The organism is Sphingomonas sp. LHG3406-1, assembly GCF_029637485.1.
In the GTDB taxonomy this organism is placed as follows: Bacteria; Pseudomonadota; Alphaproteobacteria; order Sphingomonadales; family Sphingomonadaceae; genus Sphingomicrobium.
In genome coordinates this window covers 2,823,802-2,845,504 of the sequence record NZ_CP069128.1, presented here as the reverse complement: position 1 = coordinate 2,845,504, position 21,703 = coordinate 2,823,802, and the positions used below count along the sequence as shown (strand labels likewise).

Genomic DNA, 21,703 nt, shown 5'->3' with positions numbered 1-21,703 from the left:
TGCGCGCATGGTGCTGGCCCCTCCACCACTCCGCTGCGCGGAGCGGTCCCCCTCCCCATTGCTGCGCAACGGGGAGGTTCCGGATCGGCACCGCCGCACCCTGGCGTCTGGAGCCAATGCCCGCAATGGGTCGAAAGCGGCCATTAGCCTCGTAGCGCGAAAACGGACGAGGAGCAGGCCCGCAGCCAGCCTTTGGCCGCATGGTGTCGGAAGGCGGGTTCAGCCCTTTACGCGCGCCAGCAGCCGCTCGACGGCGGCAATGCTTTCCGGTTCGTCGAAGCTGGGGGCGTGGCCAACGTCGGGAACGGTGACCAGTTCGGCGTCGGGCCCCAGTTCGCGGACCATGCGGTCGGCAGTGGCTTCGGTGAAGAGGTCGCTCAGGGCTCCGCGAAGGATGGCCACGGGCTTGCCTTTCAGATGCTCGAGCCAGGGCCAGAGGTCGGGCTGGGTCGAGTCATTGGCCTGCGCGAACGGCTCGGCGATGCGCATGTCGTAGTCGTAGACGACATGGGCGCCTTCCTCGCGGCAGCAGCGGCGGGCGAAGCGCTCCCATTCGGGCAGGTCCCAACCGGGATAGACGTCCCCTGCCCGCTCCTTCATCGTCGCCGCGGCTTCGGCGAAGCTTTCCCATGCGACCGGCTTGCCGACATAGGCGCGGATCCGGGCGATGCCTTCGGACGAGACTTCGGGCCCGATGTCGTTGAGGAGGGCGCCGGCGATACGCTCGTCCTCCATGGCCCCGATCAGCATGGTGACGAGGCCGCCAAGCGAGGTGCCGACGAAGACGGCATCGGCGATTCCGAGCTGGTCGAGCAGCTTGATCACGTCGCGGGCATAGGCGGCCGGCATGTAGCGGGCGGGTTCGGGATCGGACGCACTGAGGCCGCGGCCGCGGAAATCGAGGGCGATCACGCGCCAGTCGCCGGCGAAGCGGTCGGCCACCGGCTCGAAATCGCGGGCATTGCGGGTGAGGCCGGGCAGGCAGAGGATCGGCGGCTGGTCGGGATGCCCTCCCGCATAATCGCGATAGTGGAGCCTCAGACCGTCGGCGCTGTTGTAATATCGATCCTCGAACGCCGGCACCGGCTACTCCTCTTTTGTGGTTGGACCTCTATCTGGACAGAATGACGCTTCCGCAACCCTATCGGCCCGATCCGCGCATCCTGGAGCTTGGCGAGGCCTTCTACGACGCGGTGGAGGCGGCACGCTTTCCCGACTGCAAGCCGCGCTTCCTGAACGAGCGGGCGGCGGCGGAGGTGGGGCTGGCGGAGACCGACTGGGCGGCGCATTTCTGCCGGTTCGAGCCCCTGCCCGACAATCTGCCGCAGCCGCTGGCGCTGCGCTATCACGGGCACCAGTTCCGCAACTACAATCCGGATATCGGCGACGGGCGCGGCTTCCTGTTCGCGCAGCTGCGCGATGATGCGGGGCGGCTGATGGACCTCGGCACCAAGGGGAGCGGACGGACGCCCTACAGCCGCTTCGGCGACGGAAGGCTGACGCTGAAGGGCGGGGTACGCGAGGTGCTGGCGACCGAGATGCTGGAAGCCTTGGGAGTGGCGACCAGCCGCACCTTCGCCCTGTTCGAGACGGGCGAGCAGCTGGAACGGAACGACGAGCCCTCCCCCACCCGCTCGGCGGTGCTGACCCGGCTGAGCCACAGCCATGTCCGCATCGGCACCTTCCAGCGGCTGGCCTATTTCGGCGAGACGGAGAATATCGGGAAGCTGGTCGCCTATGCCCACGAGCATCTGTTCGGGGAGCCGGCGGATTCGGGAGCGGTCCGGCTGCTGGAGATCGTGGCCGAGCGGACGGCACGGCTGGCAGCGGGCTACATGGCGGCGGGGTTCGTCCATGGCGTGCTCAACAGCGACAATATCAACGTCACCGGCGAGAGCTTCGATTATGGTCCGTGGCGCTTCACGCCGGAGTGGGACCCGGGCTTCACCGCCGCTTATTTCGACCACATGGGGCTTTATGCCTTCGGGCGGCAGCCGGAGGCGATCCAGTGGGATGTGGCGCAGCTGGGGGGCTGCCTCAGCCTGGTGGCGGACGACCACAAGGCGCTGGGCGATGCGCTGGGGAGCTTTGCCGGGGACTTTCACGAGGCGCTGTCGGCGGCGCTGGTGAAGCGGCTTGGGCTGAGGGCGGGCGAGGCGGAGGAGGACCGCGTTCTAGCGCGGGCAATCATCGCGGCGCTGGCGACCAGGCAGGTGGGGATCGACCGCTTCTTCTTCGACTGGCGCGGGGGCAAGCGGCCGGCCGGCGACGCTTATTCCGGCCCTGCCTTCGACGCGCTGGCCCACGCCATCGGGTCGCGGCGGGGCGGACGGGACCATGCCTATTGGTCGGACGAGGGCCCCTGCTCCATGCACATCGAGGAAGTGGAGGCGATCTGGGCGGCGATCGCCGAACGCGACGACTGGGGACCGTTCGAGGCCAAGGTCGCAGCCATCCGCCGCATGGGCGAGGCCACGGCCGAGGCTTGACGCGGCCATCTGCCCGCGTCTTCTAGCGAGGCCTTCAAGGAGCATCCATGCAGTTGCAGTCATTCGAGCCGGCCACCCAGGCCCTGTTGTGGTCGGGTGAGACCGGCGATGCGGCCTCAGAAGTGGCAGCGGCGCGCGCGGCACTGGCGGAATGGTCAGCGCAGGCGGTCACCTATCGCGCCGAGACCCTGCGCCGCTTTGCCAACATGGTGCGAGCGCGGGATGCGGAGTTCGCCGAACTGATCGCGCGCGAGACGGGCAAGCCCTTGTGGGAGGCGAAGACCGAGGTCGGCGCGGTGGTCGGCAAGGTCGAGATCTCGATCAACGCCTACATGGAGCGCACGCCGCAGCGCAAACAGGAAGCCGCCATGGGGGCGAAGGTCGCCGTCCGGCACAAGCCGCATGGCGTGCTGGCGGTGCTTGGGCCGTACAACTTCCCGGCGCACCTGCCGAACGGGCATATCGTGCCGGCGCTGCTGGCGGGGAACACGGTCGTGTTCAAGCCGTCGGAGAAGACCCCGGCGGTGGGCGCGATGCTGGTCGACCTCTATCGCGAGGCAGGCGTGCCGGAAGGCGCGGTGCGGCTTCTGGTCGGCGGTCCGGACGAGGGCCGCGCGCTGGCCGGCGAGGACGGGATCGACGGGCTGCTGTTCACCGGATCGGCGCGGGCGGGACAGGCCCTCCACCGCCAATTCGCGGACATGCCGCACAAGATCCTCGCCCTCGAGCTTGGCGGCAACAATCCTTTGGTCGTGTGGGACGCGGCCGACGTGACCGCGGCGGCGACCATCGCGGTGCAGTCGGCCTTCCTGTCGGCCGGCCAGCGCTGCACGGCGGCGCGGCGGCTGATCGTGCAGGACGGCAAGGCGGCCGATGCGCTGGTCAGGGAGATGCTCAGGCTGATGGACCGGCTCATCGTCGGCGAGCCGATGGACAGCCCGCAGCCCTTCATGGGGCCGGTCATCGACAATGCCGCGGCCGACCATCTGCAGGCGCAGTTCCTCGACCTGATGATGAAGGGCGGACGGGTGATCCGCCGGCTCGACCGGCCGCAGGAGGACCGGCCATTCCTCACCCCGTCGCTGATCGATGTGACCGACGTCGACAACAGCGCGGACGAGGAGATGTTCGGGCCGGTGTTGCAATTGATCAGGGTAGCCGACTTCGACGAGGCGCTTGCCCAGGCCAACGACACGCGCTTTGGGCTGGCGGCGAGCCTCGTCGGGGGCAGCCCGGAGCTCTACGACCGCTTCTGGAGCGAGGTGCGGGCAGGCGTCATCAACTGGAACAAGCCGACCAACGGCGCGCCGTCGAACGCCCCCTTCGGCGGCGTCGGCCTCAGCGGCAATCACCGGCCGAGCGCCTTCTATGCGGCAGACTATTGCGCCTATCCGGTGACCAGCAGCGAGGCCGAGATCGCGCGCGCCTCGATCAACGAGGGCCTGCGCGACCCCAACATGCTGGAAGACTAAGCGGCGAGCGCGGCCTGCCGGGCGCGCTCGACCGCGGGCTGATCTGCCGAGGGCAGCGGGCGGCCGCTGAGCGTCGCCAGCAGGGCGACATAGGCGTCGAGCGACTGGCGCAGATCATAGTCACGAGCGCGGGCGCGGAGCGCGGCGCTGTCGCGCGAGGCGGCCAGGCGGGCTGCGATGGCATCGGCGAGCGCGGCGGCGCCGGGCGCGGCGAGCGGGCCGAGGCGGCCGTCATCGAGCAGCTCGGCAGCACCGGTCGCGGTGCGGGTGGCGACGACCGGGCATCCGTTGGCCATGGCTTCGAGCATGGCGTTGCTCATGCCCTCGTAGCGCGAGCAGCAGACATAGGCGGCGGCGGCCTGGAAGAAGGGCTGCGGGTCGGCCTGAAAGCCTTCGAAGCGGACGTCGGCGGCGACGCCGAGTTTCTCGATGCGCGCTTCGAGGCGGTGCAGCCACGCACCGCGCTCCTCGCCAAGGATCATCAGCCGCAACGGCTGGCGGGCACGGAGGCGGGCAAAGGCGTCGATCAGCAGTTCGAAATTCTTGTACTTGTCGATGCGGCCGACGCCGAGGATCACCGGCGGCTGACCCGGTGCAAACCACGCATGGTCGAGCGGAGCCGCCTGACGTTCGGCGATGGCGGCGGAGTCGATGCCGTTGGGGATGGCAATGACCTTGTGGGCGGGAACACCGGTGTCGCGGCGAAGCTCGGCCGCGACTTCTTGGCTGACGGCGATCAACAGGTCGGCCTGACGCTGGCGGCGGATCGCCCGGCGCCGCTTCCACGCATAACGCGCCCAGCGATAGGGATTGAGGCTGTGCGGCCGCGGGAGGCCCGTGCTGATCCGCAGCAGGAGCCGGGTCGGGACATCGGCCAGCCGCATGGCCCAGGCGGCGAAACTGTGGAAGTGGTTGCCCGCCGAGAGCATCACGGCCGGCCGGCGCTCCTCCAGCAGGCGGGCGATAGCAGGAACGGTCGCGCGGCCGGCACGGCGGCGGTCGGCGCGGGTGTAGCTGGTGCCGAGCGGCGTACCGAAGGCGACCACCGGCACGCCCTCCGGGACGTCGGCCCGAAGAGCCCCCGTATCCTGCGCGACCCAGAGCTCCACGTTCAGGCCGGCAGCCGCGCCGGCACGCGCGATGCGCAGCGCATTGCGGACGACGCCAGTCGGGCCGAAGTCGAACATCAGCAGGGCCACGTCGAGCGGCCGGGGTGAAGCGGAGGCTGGCATGGTTGACGCCATATCGCCCGCATTTGTGGCGAAACTATTGCCCATCGATGAACGAAAGCATCAGGCGGGCCGGAGTTCCAGAAACTCCGGCCCGCCGCCCGTCCCCCCGGACCTCGTTTGCGACCCGATCGACCTCAGTCGAATTCGGGTGCGTAGCCTTCCTCGACCAGGTCGCTGAAGCGGGTAATGCGCGCGTCGAACTTCAGCTTCACCTTGCCGGTGGCGCCGTGGCGCTGCTTGGCGATGATCAGCTCGGCGATCCCGTAGATGCGGCTCATTTCCTCCTGCCAGGCGGCAAAGTCGGGATGGTCGTCGGCCGGCTGCTTCGCGGCGAGGTAATAGTCGCCGCGGAAGATGAACCAGACCATGTCGGCGTCCTGCTCGATCGAGCCGGATTCGCGAAGGTCGGAGAGCTGCGGACGCTTGTCCTCACGCTGTTCGACCGCACGGCTGAGCTGGGACAAAGCGACGACCGGTACGTGCAGCTCCTTGGCGAGCTGCTTGAGGCCGCGGCTGATCTCGGAGATTTCCTGCACTCGGTTGCCGTCGCCGCTCTTGGACGTGCCGGACAGGAGCTGGAGATAGTCGACGATGATCAGGCCGATGTTCTTCTGGCGCTTCAGCCGCCGGGCGCGGGTGCGCAGCGCGGCGATGGTCAGGCCCGGCGTATCGTCGATGTAGAGGGGAAGGCTGTTCAGCTCGCCCGCGATCCGCGCGAAGTCGCGGAATTCGTTGATGTTCATGTTCCCGGTGCGGATCTGCGTGCCCGGGATGTTGCTCTGTTCCGCGAGGATTCGCGTGGCGAGCTGGTCGGCCGACATTTCGAGGCTGAAGAAGGCGACAGCGGCGCCGGCCGAGCGCTCGGCGGGGATGCCGTCGGCAAGGTCCTGGAGCAGGCGACGGGCGGCGTTGAAGGCGATGTTGGTGGCGAGCGAGGTCTTGCCCATGCCCGGGCGCCCGGCGAGGATGATGAGGTCGGAGCGGTGCATGCCGCCCATTCGCGCATTCACCTCGGTGAAGCCGGTGGTGATGCCCGACAGCTTGCCGCCATTGTTGAGGGCGGCTTCGGCGATCAGCAGGGCTTCCTTGGAGGCGTCGGCGAAGGTCTTGACCTTGCCCTCGCCGCCACCGGCTTCGGCGACCTTGTAGAGCTCGGTCTCGGCCCGCTCGATCTGGTCGAGCGGACGGACGTCCTCGCTGGTGTCGAGCGCGCCCGTCACCATGTCACGGCCGACGGCGACCAGGCTGCGCAACAGGGCGAGGTCGTAGATCTGGCTGGCGAAGTCCTTTGCCGCGATCAGCGCCGCGCCCGACCCGGTAAGCTGGGCGAGATAGGTCGGACCGCCGACCTGCTTCATCGCCTCGTCGGCCTCGAACAGGGGGCGAAGGGTGACGGGGTTTGCAACCATGTTGCGGTCGGTCAGCCGGAGAACCGCTTCGTAGATCCGGCCGTGCAGCGGCTCGAAGAAATGGTCGGCGCGGAGCTTGAGCTGGACGTCCTCGACCAGCCGGTTGTCGAGCAGCAGGGCACCGAGCAGGGCGGCTTCCGCCTGAATGTTGTGCGGCAGCTGCTGGACGGACGCCTCGGGGGCGCCGGCACCGGGGTGAAGAAGAATTTCGGCCATGGGCGTGCTTCTACGCCTCTCGGGCGGAAGGAAAAGGGCGCCGGCGGACGTTAACGGTGGATGCCCTGTGGAAAAGTCGGCTTAGCGGTGGATTTCCGCGGGTCGGGATTCGACGAACCGCTCGGCGCAACGCTAGACCGCCACCATGAGCATATTATCCGACCGCTGGATCCGCGAACAGGCGCAAACCCAAGGCATGATCGAGCCGTTCGTGGAGGCGCAGCGCCGCGACGGCTGCATCAGCTACGGTCTGTCGAGCTATGGCTATGACGCGCGCGTCGCCGACGAGTTCAAGATCTTCACCAACGTCGATTCGGCAGTGGTCGACCCCAAGGACTTTGCGGCCAACAGCTTCGTCGACCGCAAGACCGACGTCTGCATCATCCCGCCCAACAGCTTTGCGCTGGCGCGGACGGTGGAATATTTCCGGGTACCGCGCGACGTGTTGGTGATCTGCCTCGGCAAGTCGACCTATGCGCGGTGCGGGATCATCGTGAACGTGACCCCGCTGGAGCCCGGCTGGGAGGGGCATGTGACGCTGGAGTTCAGTAACACGACCCCGCTGCCGGCAAAGATCTACGCCAATGAGGGGGCGTGCCAGTTCCTGTTCCTCAAGGGCAACGAGCCGTGCGAAGTCAGCTATGCCGACCGGGCGGGCAAGTATCAGGGGCAGAAGGGCGTGACTCTGCCGCGGTTGTGAGTTGGCTCAAGTGGTCGTCACCCCGGACCCGATCCGGGGTACCACTTCCTAGGCAACAAGAAGCCCGGGCCGGACCCGGGACGACCGCCGTTCAACCCTGCCTGTCGACCCAGGCGACGAAAGCGTCCGCGAAGCCGTCGATCAGCTTGGCGAGACCCTCGTCGCTGATCCGGCCATCGTCGCCGAATTTGTCGGCCGACAGGTTGCCGACATACATTTCGGGCTGGCCGAGGACGATCGCATCGAGGTGAACGAGGCTCTGGCGGAGGTGGTGGTTGCAGCCGAAGCCGCCGGTACCGCCGGTCGACTGGGTCACGACCGCCGCGGGCTTCTGCTGGAACACGCCCTGTCCATAGGGGCGCGAGCCGATGTCGATGGCGTTCTTGAGACCGCCCGGGACCGAGCGGTTCCATTCGGGGGTGACGAACAGCAGGCCGTCGCACTGCTTCACGGATTGGCGGAAGGCGGTCCACTCGGGGTGGTTCGAATCCTTTTCGAGATCCGGATTGTAGAAGGGCAGGCCATGGACCTGGATATCGTGAAAGGCGAGCCGGTCGCCGACCGCACGTTCGATGGCGCGGGCGAGCTTCCCGGTCAGACTGTCGGCGCGTGGGCTACCGCGGAGCACGGCGATTGTCTTGGGCATGGGGCTTCTTCCTAGCGCTTGCGGGATTGATGGCGGATGTTTGCCGGCCGACCGCGGCGGCCGCCAGCAGGCTTAAAGACGCGGTCACGCCGTTGTTCCCTGGGCCCACCCGCCGGACGCCCGTAGCTACCCTCGGGAAGCTCGAAGCGAAGTGCGCCGCTGACCGGATTGGCCTCTACCAGCCGCAGCTGAAGGCGCTGGCCGACGCGGTATGTCTCGCCGGTCTCGTCGCCGACCAGCTGGCGCGCCGCCTCGTCGTAGCGGTAATATTCGTTGCCGAGATCCCCGGCCGGGATCAGCCCGTCGCCGCCGAGGCCCTGAACGGTTGCGAAGATGCCGAACGGCTGGACTCCGGAGATGCGGCAATCGAGCAACTGGCCGACATGATCGGCGAGATAGGCGGCGACATAGCGGTCGATGGTGTCGCGCTCGGCCTCCATCGCACGGCGCTCGAGCATGGAGATGTGCTCGCCGATCTCCGTGAAGCGCGTGGCGTCCTCGGGTGGGAGGCCGCCCTCGCCGAGCCCATAGTGGCTGACCAGGGCGCGGTGGACGAGGAGGTCGGCGTAACGGCGGATGGGCGAGGTGAAGTGGGCGTAGGAGGGCAAGGCGAGGCCGAAATGGCCGAGCGGATCGGGTGCGTAGCGCGCCTGGGTCTGGGTACGAAGAATCTGTTCGGTGATCTCGGGCAAGGCGTCGCTGTCTCCGACCCGCTCGATGATCCGGTTGAAGGTCGATGGACGGATTACCTGGCCGAGCGCGAATTCCATGTCGAAGGTGGCGAGATAGTCCTTGAGCGCCACTAATTTCTCGCGGCCGGGCGTCTCGTGGACGCGGTACATGACCGGAGCCCTCTTCGCTTCAAGCGCCTTGGCGGCCGCGACGTTGGCGGCGATCATATAGTCTTCGACCAGCTTGTGCGCGTCGAGCCGCTCGCGCGGGGCGACCGACATGATTCGCCCCTTCTCGTCGAGGACGACCTGACGTTCGGGAAGGTCGAGCTCGAGCGGTTCGCGGCGCTTGCGAGCGGCGAACAAGGCGGACCAGCAGGACCACAGCGGACGAAGTGCACTGTCGAGGAGGTCGGGCTCGACCCCGCCCTGCCCGTCGATGGCGCGCTGCGCGTCCTCGTAGGCGATATTGGCGGCGACTCGGATGACGGCGCGAGTGAAGCGGAAGGACTTGAGCGTGCCGTCGGGGGCGACGTGGAGGTGGCAGGCGAGCGCGGCGCGATCCTGGCCTTCCTTGAGCGAGCAGATGTCCGAGGACAGTTCGTGCGGGAGCATCGGCACGACGCGGTCGGGGAAGTAGACGCTGTTGCCGCGGCGGCGGGCCTCCCGGTCGAGGGCGCTGCCGGGGCGGACGTAGAAGCTGACGTCGGCGATGGCGACGATCGCGTCCCAGCCGCCGTCCTCGCGGGGGGAAGCCCAGATGGCATCGTCATGGTCGCGCGCGTCGGCGGGGTCGATGGCGACGATGGGAAGGTGGCGGAGGTCCTCCCGATCCTGGCCCAGCGGCAAGGAGGAGACCTGGCGGGCTTCCTCGATCGTCTCGTCGGCGAACTCGTGCGGAAGGCCGTGCTTGTGGATGGCGATCAGGCTGAAGCTGCGCGGGGCGAAAGGGTCGCCGAGCACCGCGTCGACCTTGGCCGAAACGCGCGGCGGGCGGCCGGTCGGCTCGGCAAGGACGAGGTCGCCGGTCTCAGCGTCGCCGAGCTCGGAGATGGGCAGCTGACGGCGCTCGCGCTTGTCGACCGGCTTCAGCCATTTGCGGCCGTCCTCGTCCTCGTGGACGACGCCGAGGATGAGGTCGGCCGAGCGCTGCAGTTTCTTCATCAGGTGGGCGATCATGCCCGTTCCGCGCTCCTCGGTGCGGGCAAGGATGCGGTCGTTGAGGCCGAGGGCGGAACGTCGGCCCTTCTCGATGACCCGGAGCTTCGGCGGCGAACCCTCGCCCTGCCAATTGTCGGGAACGGCAATGGCGGCGTCCTCGACCGCGACGATGCGCAGCACGGTGACGCGCGGAATGCCGCCCGCCTTGTGGAAGGCGCGGCCGGGAGCACTGTCGATCAGGCCCTCGTCCGCCATGTCCTTCAGGAGCGCCTTCAGCATGATCTTGTCGTGGCCGTGGAGGCCAAAGGCTCGGGCGATCTCGCGCTTGCCGGCGGGCTGGCCCGACTGCTGGATGAAGTCGAGGATCTGCTTGGGGGTCGGCAGGCCCTTGGGCGCGGTCTTGCGGGGCATTCTTGTCCTTAGGTGGTGGTCTCGGCACGTGCCTCGAGGGCAGCGCGCCGGGCCAGATGATGTTCCCGCCAGACGATCACCAGGCCGGAGAGGATGATGACCGGGGCTCCGACCCAGACGGACGGCGAGGGAAGCTCGGCGAACAGGAGCGCGCCCAGCATGGTCGCCCAGAGGAGGCTCGCATAGTCCATCGGCATGACCAGTGCGACGGGGGCGAGGCGAAGGCTTGCGGTGAGGGTCAATTGGGCAAGGCCGCCCGCGAGCGCCATGCCGGCGAGAATGGCGAAGGTGGTGAAGTCATGCGCCTTGCCGAAGTGGAGCATGAGGAGGCCCAGGGGCACGAGGCTGCTGGCCGCGAACCAGAAGACGGTGGTGGAGGCGCGCTCGGTGGCCCCGAGGCGGCGGATGACGATGGTCACGGCGGCGGTCAGGCCCGCGGCGAGGAGGGCAAGGGCGGCGCCCGAAGCGGGCACCCCTCCCTCCCCCGGCTTCACGATCAGGAGCACGCCGGCGAAGCCCGCGATGACCGCCCCCCAGCGCCACGGGCCGGTCCGTTCGGACAGCAGGATCGCGGCGAGGATGGTGGCGAAGATGGGAACGGTGAAGCCGATCGCCGTCGCGTCGGCGAGCGGAAGCATGATCATGGCGAGGAAGTTCAACCCCATGGCGATGACGCCAAGCGCCATTCGGCCGACGTGGGCCCCTACCCGCTTCGTTCGGAGCGATTGCAGGCCGGGTCCGGCGAGGACGAGGCCAGTGGCGCACAGGACGGAGCCGATCTGGCGGTAGAACAGGCTTTCGACGAAATGCACGCCGCGCGTGGCGGCGAGCTTCACGCCGGCGAACATGATGGCGAGGAGGATGGCGGTGAGGAGGCGCAGCGCGATGCCCGCGAGCGGGCGCTGGCGGGCGGGCTGGTCGGTGTCGCGGGTCACCCGGTGGTCATTGCGGGTGCGAAGCGACGGCGCAATCCGTGAGAGTCGAAGAAGGCAGTTTGAGCGCGAAGGCGCGAAGGAGGAAGTGAAGACGCGAAGGTGATGCGAACCACTTCGCGCCTTTCGTTCTTCTTCGCGCCTTCGCGTTCAGACTTCCTTCTACTGCCCTGCGGGCGCCGGCGGCACGAACGGCTTGAACGCTCCGCCCGGGACGGCACTCGCAACCGGGCTCTCCCAGCCATCCTTGCTGACCGAGGAGACGCCGAACACCCAGTCGTCAACGCGAATGCCCTTCAACGTCGAGGACTTGCGGATCCCACCGGCAAGTCGGCCTGTCGTGCCGGGATTGAGCGGGCGGTTGGGATCGGCAGCGTTACTGGCCGGACGCTCAGTCGCCACGTTGACGTCAGCAAAGCGGCGGCTCTCCTGCGTCCACTGATTGGCGTCGGTCCGGCGCCAGCGAACGACGTAGGTTGCCGCGCCCTCGCGGGGCAGCCATTCGACCCTGGTGTCGGTCATCACCGCGCCCTCGACGGTCGGTTCGGGCGGCGGCGGTGCGCTGGCGAGCGACATCAGCGCCGCGACGTTGAGGCGCGTGACCCTGGCGAGATAGGGAAAGTCCATCTCGTCGATGGTGTCGCCATATTTCCTGCCATTCTCGGTCCGCAGGTCCTGGTGCTGGTGGTCGTAATCCTCGACCGCGACCGAGAAGCGGATGGCGGGAAAGCCGGCGTTGAGGAACTCGGTATGGTCCCCGCCCCGGCCCCAGCGATCGAGCCGCCAGACCTGGCGGACTTCGAGGCCGATGGCCGGCAGGCGCTCGGCGAGCCGGTCAAGGAAGCGCGAGAGATTGCGGCTTGGCGCGTCATTCTCGCCGCCGAGGCTGCGGAGCTGCTGCGCCATCGCCTCCCTGCCCTGCCAGCGCGGCCCTTCGGAGAAGACACGGACGGTCTTGCCGTCGCACACGCCGTCGGAGCCGCAGCTGTTCCCGATGATGTCGTTGTTCAAATTGGCGACGACGTTCCAGCCCTGCTTCTTCGCATAGTCGGCCATGACCCGGCCGCCGTAGAGCCCCTGCTCCTCGCCGGAGAGGGCGGCATAGACGATGGTGCCGGGGAACTTGCGCTTCGAGAGGACACGCGCGGCTTCGAGCACGGCGGAGGTGCCGGACGCATCGTCGTTGGCGCCGGGCGCATCCCTGGTGAAGTCCATGACGTCGGTCACGCGGCTGTCGATGTGGCCGGTGATGATGACGACGTCGTTCGGCCGCTCCGTCCCGCGCTGGATGGCGACGGCGTTGCAGATGCGGGTGGGCCCGGTGAGGCGGCGGCCTTCGAGCGTGTCGCAGACCTGAAGGGCCTCGAGCCCGGTCTTCTTCAGCTCCTCCTCGGCCCAGCGTACGGCCGCCCCGATACCGCGCTTCGGGTCGGTCTGGGAGGACAGGGTGTGACGGGTGCCGAAAGCGACGAGGCGCTGGACGTCGGCCTTCATCCGGGCCTGGCTGACCTGCCTGACGGCGGCCGTCATCTCCTGCTCGGGCGTGGCGGCGAAGGAGGGAATGGCGAGGGCGGAAAGGCCGAGGAACGCGAACTGACGCATGAGCTGGTCTCCTGATCGCGGGCATGACTGGCATCCGCCTCGCACCTTGGCTAGTGCCCGGGGCAAGAGGAGACAGGTTCATGCGTCAGATCGACCATTTCATCGGCGGCGGCAGCTTTGCCAGCGGCGAACGCCAGGGCGAGGTGTTCAACCCGAGTGCAGGCGAGGTGCAGGCGACCGTCCGGCTTGGCACCGCAAGCGACCTGCAGAAGGCGATCGACGCGGCGAATGCGGCGCTGCCCGGCTGGGCGGCGACCAACCCGCAGCGGCGGGCGCGGGTCATGTTCGCGTTCAAGGCCCTGGTTGAGAAGAACATGGACGAGCTCGCCGGCATCCTTGCATCGGAGCATGGCAAGGTCATCGCCGACGCCAAGGGCGACATCCAGCGCGGGCTCGAGGTGATCGAGTTCGCCTGCGGCATCCCGCACGCGCTGAAGGGCGAGTATACGCAGGGCGCCGGCCCTGGGATCGACGTCTATTCGATGCGCCAGCCGCTTGGCATCGGGGTCGGGATCACCCCGTTCAACTTTCCGGCGATGATCCCGATGTGGATGTTCGGAGTGGCCATCGCCTGCGGCAACGCCTTCATCCTCAAGCCCTCCGAGCGTGACCCGACCGTGCCGGTGCGCCTCGCGGAGCTGATGAAGGAAGCAGGCCTTCCCGACGGCATCCTCAACGTCGTCCATGGCGACAAGGAGATGGTCGACGCCATCCTCGACCATCCGGACGTCAAGGCGATCAGCTTCGTCGGCTCATCCGACATCGCACAGTATATCTACAGCCGCGGCACCGCGAACGGAAAGCGCGTGCAGGCGTTCGGCGGGGCCAAGAACCATGGCATCGTCATGCCCGATGCCGACCTCGACCAGGTCGTCTCGGACCTGACCGGCGCGGCCTTCGGTTCGGCCGGCGAGCGCTGCATGGCGCTGCCGGTGGTGGTGCCGGTCGGCGAGAAGACCGCCGACGCGCTGCGCGAGAAGCTGATCCCGGCGATCGAGGCGCTGCGCGTCGGCGTCTCGACCGATCCCGACGCCCATTATGGCCCGGTGGTCAACGAAGCGCACAAGAAGCGGGTCGAGGACTGGATCCAGACCTGCGCCGACGAGGGCGGCGAGCTGGTGGTCGACGGCCGCGGGTTCAGCCTCCAGGGATCCGAGAAGGGCTATTTCGTCGGTCCGACCCTGTTCGACCATGTGAAGCCGCACTTCCGCTCCTACCAGGAGGAGATCTTCGGGCCGGTCCTGCAGATCGTCCGCGCGGCCGACTTCAACGAGGCGGTGCGGCTCCCGAGCGAGCATCAGTACGGCAACGGCGTCGCCATCTTCACCCGCAATGGCCATGCGGCACGTGAGTTCGCGGCGCGGGTGAACGTCGGCATGGTCGGCATCAACGTGCCGATCCCGGTGCCGGTCGCCTATCACACCTTCGGCGGGTGGAAGCGGTCGGGCTTTGGCGACACCAACCAGCACGGCATGGAAGGCGTGAAGTTCTGGACCAAGGTCAAGACCGTCACCGCGCGCTGGCCCGACGGCGGCGTCGGCGACGGCGGCAATGCGTTCATCATCCCGACCATGGGGTGAGGCTGTTGCCCCGGTGCTTCAGTGCCGGGGCAAAGTCGTTGATCTGCTTGACCAACTCGCCTTTGCTCGGCTCTTGTTCGGGTCGAAACCGGCCGGGGGCGGCCGGGTAACGGGGAAAGCAAGACAGATGAGCAAGATCGAACGCCTGGGCCTGCTCGGGGCCGCGGTGAGCCTGCTGGCGGCCGCCACGCCGGCGATGGCGCAGCCCAAGGTCCAGAACGACGACACGCCCGAGGAGATCGCCAAGGACGCGGCGCGCGACCTCAAGGACAATCGCTTCTACAACAAGCCGGGTGCGACCCGGGCGCAATATGATGCGGACTGGCAGGAATGCCGGCTGATCGCCCGCGGCTCCAAGCTCGCGAACGGCAGCGCCACCTATTACAATCCGGCGCTCTACAATCCGTCCATCTCGCCGCTGGCGGCCGGGGTCGGCGGCGGCATCGGCGCGGCGATCGCGGCGGCCATCGCCGAAGGCCAGGCCCGGCGCGACAATCGCAAGCGCTGCCTGATGATCCGCGGCTGGCGGATGGTGAAGCTTCCGGCCGACAAGGCGGCGCAGGTCGCGGCCATGACCGACGAGGCCAAGCAGTCCTATTTCAATACCATCGTCGGCGCGCAGGACGTGCAGGGCGAGATCGAGAAGATCGACCGCTTCACCCCGCTCGAGGATCCCGCGCTCAAGGTCGCGCCGGGGCTGGCGAGCCCGGCCACCCTGTGGATCCACAAGGACCCGAAGAAGGCCGTCATGCCGGTCCTCGCACCGAACCAGGGCGCGATCGTGGTCGCCTACAACCGCAACCATCCGGCGGCGAAGGACCGCTTCGCCCGGATCGAGCTCTATCGCTACGATGCGGCCAAGAGCGACCTCCACTATCAGCCGCGCGACTGGAAGAAGAAGGGCGACCTTACGACCTATGTCGTGTCGATCCCGGCCGGCGACCGCCGCGCAGGCTATGAGCTGCGCATCATCCCGGTGACGGCGGGCGACTATGTGCTGGGCGGCGCCACGCTCGGCACCAACATGCCGCCGGCGAGCAGCAATTGCTTTGGCGCGCCAATGATAAGCGTGAAGGCGGGCGAATATGCCTATCTGGCGGATGCGACGCCGGTGATGGGCGCGACGCTTAGCGACGGGTCGCGCACGTCGACGATGGTCTACACCCGCAACCTCGCCCAGGCGCAGGCGGAGCTCGCGCGGCTTCGGCCGGAGCTGGCCGGCAAGCTGGTCGAGGCGCCGATCGTCAACCGGGCGACCTACAGCTGCGCGGCGGTGACGATGGACCGATTTGACTGGCCCGGAGCGGCGGAGATCGCCGCGGTGCCGGCCGCGACGGCCGAGGGCGGGCGCTAAGCGTGGGCACCACTTCCCGTCTCCTGTCGAGGTTGCTGCTGGCCCTGCTTGCGCTGGTGCTGGCAGCCGCCCCGGCGGAGGCGGCGAAGAGGATCGCGCTTACGTTCGACGACGTGCCGCGCGGGCGCGGCGCCTTCCTGACGCCGGACGAGCGGACCGAGCGGCTGATTGCGGGCCTGAAGAAGGGACGGGTCGGCCAAGCCGCCTTCTTCGTCAATCCGGGCAATCTTTCGACCCCGGACGGCGCTGGCGGCGAACGGCGGATCGCGGCCTATGTGCGGGCCGGCCATGTCATCGCCAACCACAGCTTCTCGCATCCCGCGCTGAGCGAGACGGGGGCGGCGGACTATGTCGCCGACATCGACCGGGCGGAGGCGTGGCTGGAGGGGCGTCCGGGGCGGCGTCCGTGGTTCCGCTTTCCCTTCCTCAACGAGGGCCGCGCCGACAAGGCGAAGCGGGATGCGGTGCGGGCGGCGCTCGACGCACGGGGCCTTCGCAACGGCTATGTGACGGCCGACGGGGCCGATTGGAACATGGAGGCGCTGACCATCGCCGCGGCCAAGGCCGGCAAGCGGATGGACATGGCGGCGCTCCGCAAGCTGTACGTCGAGACGATGGTCGGGGCGGCGGAGTATAATGACCGGCTCGCGCGCAAGGTGCTGGGCCGGGCGCCAGTGCAGGTGCTGCTGCTTCACGAGACCGATCTTGCGGCGCTCTACATCGCGGACCTCGCGGCGGGGCTGCGCAAGGCCGGTTGGACGATCGTCAGCGCCGACGAGGCCTATCGCGATCCCATCGGCACGCTGCGGCCCGATGTTCCAAGTGCGCAAGGAACGCTGACCGAGGCGCTGGCGTGGGAGAAGGGGCTGCCGGCGCCGCGCTGGTATGACCGGGCGGACCCCAAGGTGGCCGACCTCCTGTTCGCGCGCCGGGTGCTTCACGAGGAGCCGGCCGAATGAGCCGCATGCGCGCCTCGGGCAGTTCGCCCTACGAAGCGCTCTATGGCTTTTCCCGCGCGATCCGGGTCGGCAGGCGGATCATCGTCTCCGGTACCGCGCCGGTCGAAGAAGATGGTTCATCGACCCCGGGCGATGCGGCAGCCCAGGCGCGGCGCTGCTTCGCGATCATCCTTGAGGCCCTCGAGGAGCTGGGCGGGTCGGCGGCCGACGTGGTGCGGACCCGCATGTACATCGTCGATCCCGCCGATGCCGACGCCATTGGGGCGGTTCATGGCGAGATCTTCGCCGAGGCGAGGCCGGCCGCGACGATGGTCGTGGTGAAGTCGCTTCTTCGCGACGAATGGCGGGTCGAGTTGGAAGCCGAGGCGTTGGTCGGGGATGTTGCGTAACCTCTTCCCGCTGCTTGCCGCCCTTCCCCTCCTCGCCTGTACCCCGGCTTCCGACAAGGCGGAGACGGGTGAGGCCATCGCCGAAGGTGCCGGAGTCGGTGGCGGTCCGACCGGCCGGGTCGGCAATCCGGTAGCGCGGGGCGCCGAGAGGGGTCCGATCCCGGCCGACATCGACGAAGGCGTGGAGTCCGTACCTTCCAACACCGCCGCTCCGGCAAGGCTCAACGGCATTCCCGCGGAGATGCAGGGCCGCTGGGGTCTCGTCGCCGCCGACTGCAACGGCGGTGCCGCGGCCAAGGGTCTGCTGACCATCGAAGAGCGACGGCTGGTCTTCTACGAAAGCCGCGGCATGCTCGCCGACATTGCCGAGCGGCAGCCGGTCGACGGCTTCGTTGCAACCTATGCCTTCACAGGCGAGGGGCAGAATTGGGAGCGGACGATCACCTTCGAGCGCAGCGGCGACAAGTTGCGGCGAATGGAAGAAGGCAGCGAGGAAGGTCCGGTCGACCTCACCTACAGCCGCTGCCCGGCCTAAGGTCCAAGGTGCTGGAAAGTCCTGCCGCTAGGCGCTAGTCGCCCCCCATGTCCCAATTTGACCTGACCGACGACCAGCGCCAGATCCAGGATCTGGCGCGGCAGTTCACCGCCGCCGAGATCACCCCCAGTGCCGCCGAGTGGGACGAGAAGCATATCTTCCCGCGCGAGACCGTGAAAAAGGCTGCCGAGCTCGGCTTCGGCGCCATCTACGTGTCCGAGGAAAGCGGCGGGATCGGGCTCGGCCGCCTCGAGTCGGCGCTGATCTTCGAGGCGATGAGCTATGGCTGCCCCTCGACCAGCGCGTTCATCTCGATCCACAACATGGCCGCGTGGATGATCGACCGCTTCGGATCGGATGCGGTCAAGGCCAAGTATCTGCCGAGCATGATCCCGATGGAGCGCCTCGGCTCCTACTGCCTGACCGAGCCGTCGAGCGGGTCGGACGCGGCGGCGCTGAAGACCAGGGCGGTGCGCGACGGCGACCATTATGTGGTGTCGGGCTCCAAGGCCTTCATCTCGGGCGGCGGCGAAAACGAGATCTACGTCACCATGGTCCGCACCGGCGAGGAAGGGCCCAAGGGCATTTCGGCGCTGGTGATCGAGAAGGACATGCCCGGCGTCAGTTTCGGCGCGCAGGAGCGCAAGCTCGGCTGGCACTCGCAACCGACCGCGCAGGTCAATTTCGACGAGGTTCGTGTGCCGGTCGAGAACCGCGTCGGCGGCGAGGGCGAGGGCTTCCGCATCGCGATGATGGGATTGGACGGCGGGCGGCTCAATATCGGCGCCTGCTCCTTGGGCGGGGCGCAGCGCTGCCTCGACGAGGCGGTCACTTATACCAGGGAGCGCAAGCAGTTCGGCCAGCCAATCGCCGACTATCAGAACACCCAGTTCATGCTGGCCGACATGGCGACCGAGCTCGAGGCGGCACGCGCCCTCCTCTACCTCGCGGCGGCCAAGGTCACCGACAATGCGCCCGACAAGACCCGCTTCGCGGCCATGGCCAAGAGGCTTGCGACCGACACCGGCTCCGCCGTGGCCGATCGCGCGTTGCAGCTCCATGGCGGCTATGGCTATCTCATGGACTATCCGATCGAGCGCTTCTGGCGCGACCTTCGGGTCCATTCGATCCTCGAAGGGACCAACCAGATCATGCGCATGATCACCGCGCGCGAAATGCTGCGACAGTGACCGACGACGTCCTTCTCTTCACCGATGGTCCGCTCGGCCGGATCCGGCTGAACCGGCCAAGGGCCATTCATGCGCTGACCCGCGACATGTGCGCGGCGATGAGCGAGGCCCTGCTCGCCTGGGCGAAGGACCCGGCGGTCGAGGCGGTGCTGATCGACCATGCCGAAGGGCGCGGCTTCTGTGCCGGCGGCGACGTGGTGGCGCTGGCCCGGTCCGGTGCCGGCGACGGCAAGGAAGCCGCCGACTTCTTCTTCGAGGAATATCGGCTCAACCACCTGCTCTTCACCTACCCCAAGCCGACCATCGCGCTGATGGACGGCATCACCATGGGCGGCGGGGTCGGGATCGCCCTCCCCTGCCAGGTGCGGGTCGCGACCGAGGCGACGCGCCTTGCCATGCCAGAGACGGGCATCGGCCTGTTTCCGGACGTCGGCGGTGGGTGGTACCTTTCCCGCCTGCCCGGTCGCGTCGGCCAGTTCATGGCGCTGACCGGGGCGCGGCTCGACGGAGCGGAGTGCCGCTACCTCGGCCTTGCTACCCATTATGTACCGCAGGCGGCCCTGCCCGAGCTGGTCGAGCGGCTGAAGGCGGCACCGGCCCGCGCGGCCGGCGCGGCCGGCGCCTTCGCGGGCACAACTCCACCGGCGCGGATCGAGCAGAATCTCGGGTCCATCGCCAAGCTGTTCGCCGGCGATACGCTCGAGGAAGTGATCGACGCGCTGGAGGCCGACGGCGGCGAGTGGGCGACCACCGAACTCGGCACGCTTCGGACCAAAAGTCCGCTGTCGTGCAAGGTGTCGCTGCGGTTGCTGAAGGACGGCGCCGCGCGCGAAAGCTTCGCCGACGAGATGAGGGCCGAATATGCCCTCGCCTGCCGGGTGGTGCAGACGCACGACTTCGTGGAGGGCGTACGCGCCCTGCTGATCGACAAGGACAACAGCCCGGACTGGAAGCCGGCGGCACCCGAAGCGGTGCTGGACGACACCGTCGACCAGTTGTTCGTCGACCTTCCGCCCGAAGAGGCCTGGACGCCATTTCCGGAGACAGAATGACCGATACCGCCACCATCCTTGTCGAGCGGCACGATGCCGTGACGCTCGTCCGCCTGAACCGCCCGCAGGCGTTGAACGCGTTGAACAGCCAGGTGCTGGCCGAGCTGATCGAGGCGTTCGCCGCCTATGATGCCGACGACAGCCAGCGCTGCCTCGTGCTGACGGGCAGCGAGAAGGCATTCGCGGCGGGTGCCGACATCAAGGAGATGCAGTCGCAAGGCTTCGCGGACATGTATTCGTCCAACTTCTTCGCCGGTTGGGAGCGGGTGACGGAGACGCGCAAGCCGTGGATCGCGGCGGTCAGCGGCTTCGCGCTCGGTGGCGGCTGCGAGGTGGCGATGATGGCCGACTTCATCATCGCCGGCGACAATGCGAAGTTCGGCCAGCCGGAGATCAAGCTGGCGGTGACTCCCGGCATGGGCGGATCGCAGCGACTGGCCCATGCGGTCGGCAAGGCGAAGGCGATGGAGATGTGCCTGACCGGCCGCATGATGGGTGCGGAAGAAGCCGAAAAAGCCGGGCTCGTCGCCCGCGTCGTGCCCGCCGCCACTCTGGTCGATGAAGCGCTGAAGGTGGCAGCGGAGATCGCCGCCATGCCCCCGCTCGCGGCGATCGCGGCCAAGGAGATGGTCAACGCCGCTTTCGAGCTGCCGCTGGCGCAGGGCGTGCGCTTCGAACGGCGACTGTTCCATGGCCTGTTCGGGACCGAGGACCAGAAGGAAGGCATGGCGGCTTTTGTCGAAAAGAGACCTGGCAAGTGGACGGGCAAGTAGGAGCGTAGGCATGGCGAAGATCGCATTCATCGGGCTCGGCAACATGGGCGGCGGGATGGCTGCGAACCTGGCCAAGGCCGGGCATGAGGTGCGGGCATTCGACCTCAGCGAAGCGGCGCTCGCCAAGGCCGTGGAGCGCGGGTGCAGCGAGGCGGCCGACGCGGCGGCGGCGGTCGAGGGTGCCGAAGCGGTGGTGACGATGCTGCCCGCGGGCAAGCATGTGGCGGACGTCTATCGTTCGTCGGTGTTCGGCAAGGCGCCAACCAGCGCCATCCTGCTCGACTGCTCGACCATCGACGTAGCCACCGCGCGCACGGTCGAAGAAGAAGCCCGCGCCGCCGGCTACGAGATGGTCGATGCGCCGGTGTCCGGCGGGATCGCGGCGGCCGAGGGCGGAACGCTGACCTTCATGGTCGGTGGAACGGCAGAAGGCTTCGAGCGGGCGTGGCCGATCCTCGAGAAGATGGGCAAGGCTGTGATCCATGCCGGCGGCAGCGGGTCTGGTCAGGCGGCGAAGATCGTCAACAACATGCTGCTGGGCGTCACCATGGCGGGCACCTGCGAGGCGTTCGTGCTGGCGCAGAAGCTCGGGCTCGATCCGCAGGTCTTCTTCGACATTTCGAGCAGGGCGTCGGGCCAGAGCTGGTCGATGACCTCCTACTGCCCGGTGCCGGCTGTGGGTCCCGAGACCCCGGCCGACCGAGATTATGAGGGCGGCTTCGCGGCGCAGCTGATGCTGAAGGATCTCAAGCTCGCCATGGAAGCGGCGCAGGCGGCTGGCGCCTATACACCGATGGGCGGCGAAGCGGAGGAACTCTACCAGCGCTTCGTGGCCCGCGGCGGTGGCGGCAAGGACTTCTCGGCCATCATCAAGATGATCGACGACAGCTGGACGCCGCCGGAGACAAGCAACTAAGCTGGCGCAATCGC

At 68.1% G+C, this 21,703-nt stretch carries 19 protein-coding genes; 12 read left to right on the top strand and 7 right to left on the bottom strand.

The features are described from left to right. Positions 1–219: 219 nt before the first annotated feature. Positions 220–1,083: an alpha/beta hydrolase gene (locus JOY29_RS13990; RefSeq protein ID WP_300974146.1), complete on the bottom strand. Its 864-nt coding sequence runs from the start codon at positions 1,081–1,083 to the stop codon at positions 220–222. A gap of 41 nt (positions 1,084–1,124) precedes the next feature. Here JOY29_RS13990 and JOY29_RS13985 point away from each other — a divergent pair, with 41 nt between their 5' ends. Both JOY29_RS13985 and astD read left to right on the top strand, forming a co-directional pair. Then, on the top strand, positions 1,125–2,489 hold the full coding sequence (locus JOY29_RS13985) for a protein adenylyltransferase SelO family protein (protein WP_300974145.1): 1,365 nt from the start codon (positions 1,125–1,127) through the stop codon (positions 2,487–2,489). Between the two features lie 47 nt (positions 2,490–2,536). Next, entirely contained in the window at positions 2,537–3,961 is a 1,425-nt protein-coding gene (gene astD / locus JOY29_RS13980; RefSeq protein ID WP_300974144.1) for a succinylglutamate-semialdehyde dehydrogenase, read from the top strand. Here the strand turns inward: astD and JOY29_RS13975 are convergent. Together JOY29_RS13975 and JOY29_RS13970 are read right to left on the bottom strand one after the other, a co-directional pair. Further along, positions 3,958–5,193, bottom strand: a complete 1,236-nt coding sequence (locus JOY29_RS13975) for a glycosyltransferase (protein ID WP_300974143.1) — start codon at positions 5,191–5,193, stop codon at positions 3,958–3,960. The two genes, astD and JOY29_RS13975, sit on opposite strands and share 4 nt — an antisense overlap. A gap of 134 nt (positions 5,194–5,327) precedes the next feature. After that, the gene (locus JOY29_RS13970; RefSeq protein ID WP_300974142.1) at positions 5,328–6,818 is read right to left on the bottom strand and encodes a replicative DNA helicase; all 1,491 of its coding nucleotides are present in this window, start codon (positions 6,816–6,818) and stop codon (positions 5,328–5,330) included. A gap of 145 nt (positions 6,819–6,963) precedes the next feature. Here JOY29_RS13970 and dcd point away from each other — a divergent pair, with 145 nt between their 5' ends. After that, the gene (gene dcd / locus JOY29_RS13965; protein WP_168070143.1) at positions 6,964–7,518 is read left to right on the top strand and encodes a dCTP deaminase; all 555 of its coding nucleotides are present in this window, start codon (positions 6,964–6,966) and stop codon (positions 7,516–7,518) included. Positions 7,519–7,609: 91 nt separating this feature from the next. Here the strand turns inward: dcd and JOY29_RS13960 are convergent, their stop codons facing one another. From JOY29_RS13960 to JOY29_RS13945, 4 genes are all read right to left on the bottom strand, one after another. Then, a complete protein-coding gene (locus tag JOY29_RS13960; RefSeq protein ID WP_300974141.1) occupies positions 7,610–8,164 on the bottom strand; it encodes an NADPH-dependent FMN reductase in 555 nt (184 codons plus the stop codon). Positions 8,165–8,175: 11 nt separating this feature from the next. Then, on the bottom strand, positions 8,176–10,407 hold the full coding sequence (gene rnr / locus JOY29_RS13955; RefSeq protein ID WP_300974140.1) for a ribonuclease R: 2,232 nt from the start codon (positions 10,405–10,407) through the stop codon (positions 8,176–8,178). 8 nt (positions 10,408–10,415) lie between these two features. Then, positions 10,416–11,342, bottom strand: a complete 927-nt coding sequence (locus tag JOY29_RS13950; protein WP_300974139.1) for a DMT family transporter — start codon at positions 11,340–11,342, stop codon at positions 10,416–10,418. Between the two features lie 159 nt (positions 11,343–11,501). Next, the gene (locus JOY29_RS13945; protein WP_300974138.1) at positions 11,502–12,941 is read right to left on the bottom strand and encodes a M28 family peptidase; all 1,440 of its coding nucleotides are present in this window, start codon (positions 12,939–12,941) and stop codon (positions 11,502–11,504) included. An 80-nt stretch (positions 12,942–13,021) separates the two neighbouring features. Between JOY29_RS13945 and JOY29_RS13940 the strand changes: the two genes are divergently transcribed. The 9 genes from JOY29_RS13940 (at position 13,022) to mmsB (ending at position 21,689) form a co-directional block, all read left to right on the top strand. Continuing rightward, complete coding sequence (locus JOY29_RS13940; RefSeq protein ID WP_300974136.1) at positions 13,022–14,521, top strand: CoA-acylating methylmalonate-semialdehyde dehydrogenase; 1,500 nt, start codon at positions 13,022–13,024, stop codon at positions 14,519–14,521. A 127-nt stretch (positions 14,522–14,648) separates the two neighbouring features. Continuing rightward, complete coding sequence (locus JOY29_RS13935; RefSeq protein WP_300974135.1) at positions 14,649–15,875, top strand: hypothetical protein; 1,227 nt, start codon at positions 14,649–14,651, stop codon at positions 15,873–15,875. A 2-nt stretch (positions 15,876–15,877) separates the two neighbouring features. Then, the gene (locus JOY29_RS13930; protein WP_300974134.1) at positions 15,878–16,834 is read left to right on the top strand and encodes a polysaccharide deacetylase family protein; all 957 of its coding nucleotides are present in this window, start codon (positions 15,878–15,880) and stop codon (positions 16,832–16,834) included. Continuing rightward, positions 16,831–17,223 (top strand): RidA family protein, encoded by a 393-nt coding sequence (locus JOY29_RS13925; protein ID WP_300974133.1) that lies wholly within the window; start codon positions 16,831–16,833, stop codon positions 17,221–17,223. Before JOY29_RS13930 ends, JOY29_RS13925 begins: the two co-directional genes overlap by 4 nt. Then, positions 17,213–17,758: a hypothetical protein gene (locus tag JOY29_RS13920; RefSeq protein WP_300974132.1), complete on the top strand. Its 546-nt coding sequence runs from the start codon at positions 17,213–17,215 to the stop codon at positions 17,756–17,758. Before JOY29_RS13925 ends, JOY29_RS13920 begins: the two co-directional genes overlap by 11 nt. A 47-nt stretch (positions 17,759–17,805) precedes the next feature. Further along, on the top strand, positions 17,806–18,948 hold the full coding sequence (locus JOY29_RS13915; RefSeq protein ID WP_300974131.1) for an acyl-CoA dehydrogenase family protein: 1,143 nt from the start codon (positions 17,806–17,808) through the stop codon (positions 18,946–18,948). Then, entirely contained in the window at positions 18,945–20,000 is a 1,056-nt protein-coding gene (locus JOY29_RS13910; RefSeq protein WP_300974130.1) for an enoyl-CoA hydratase/isomerase family protein, read from the top strand. The genes JOY29_RS13915 and JOY29_RS13910 overlap by 4 nt, the downstream gene beginning before the upstream one ends. Further along, positions 19,997–20,773: an enoyl-CoA hydratase-related protein gene (locus JOY29_RS13905; RefSeq protein WP_300974129.1), complete on the top strand. Its 777-nt coding sequence runs from the start codon at positions 19,997–19,999 to the stop codon at positions 20,771–20,773. Before JOY29_RS13910 ends, JOY29_RS13905 begins: the two co-directional genes overlap by 4 nt. Before the next feature lie 10 nt (positions 20,774–20,783). Then, complete coding sequence (gene mmsB / locus JOY29_RS13900) at positions 20,784–21,689, top strand: 3-hydroxyisobutyrate dehydrogenase (RefSeq protein WP_300974128.1); 906 nt, start codon at positions 20,784–20,786, stop codon at positions 21,687–21,689. Positions 21,690–21,703 lie beyond the last annotated feature (14 nt).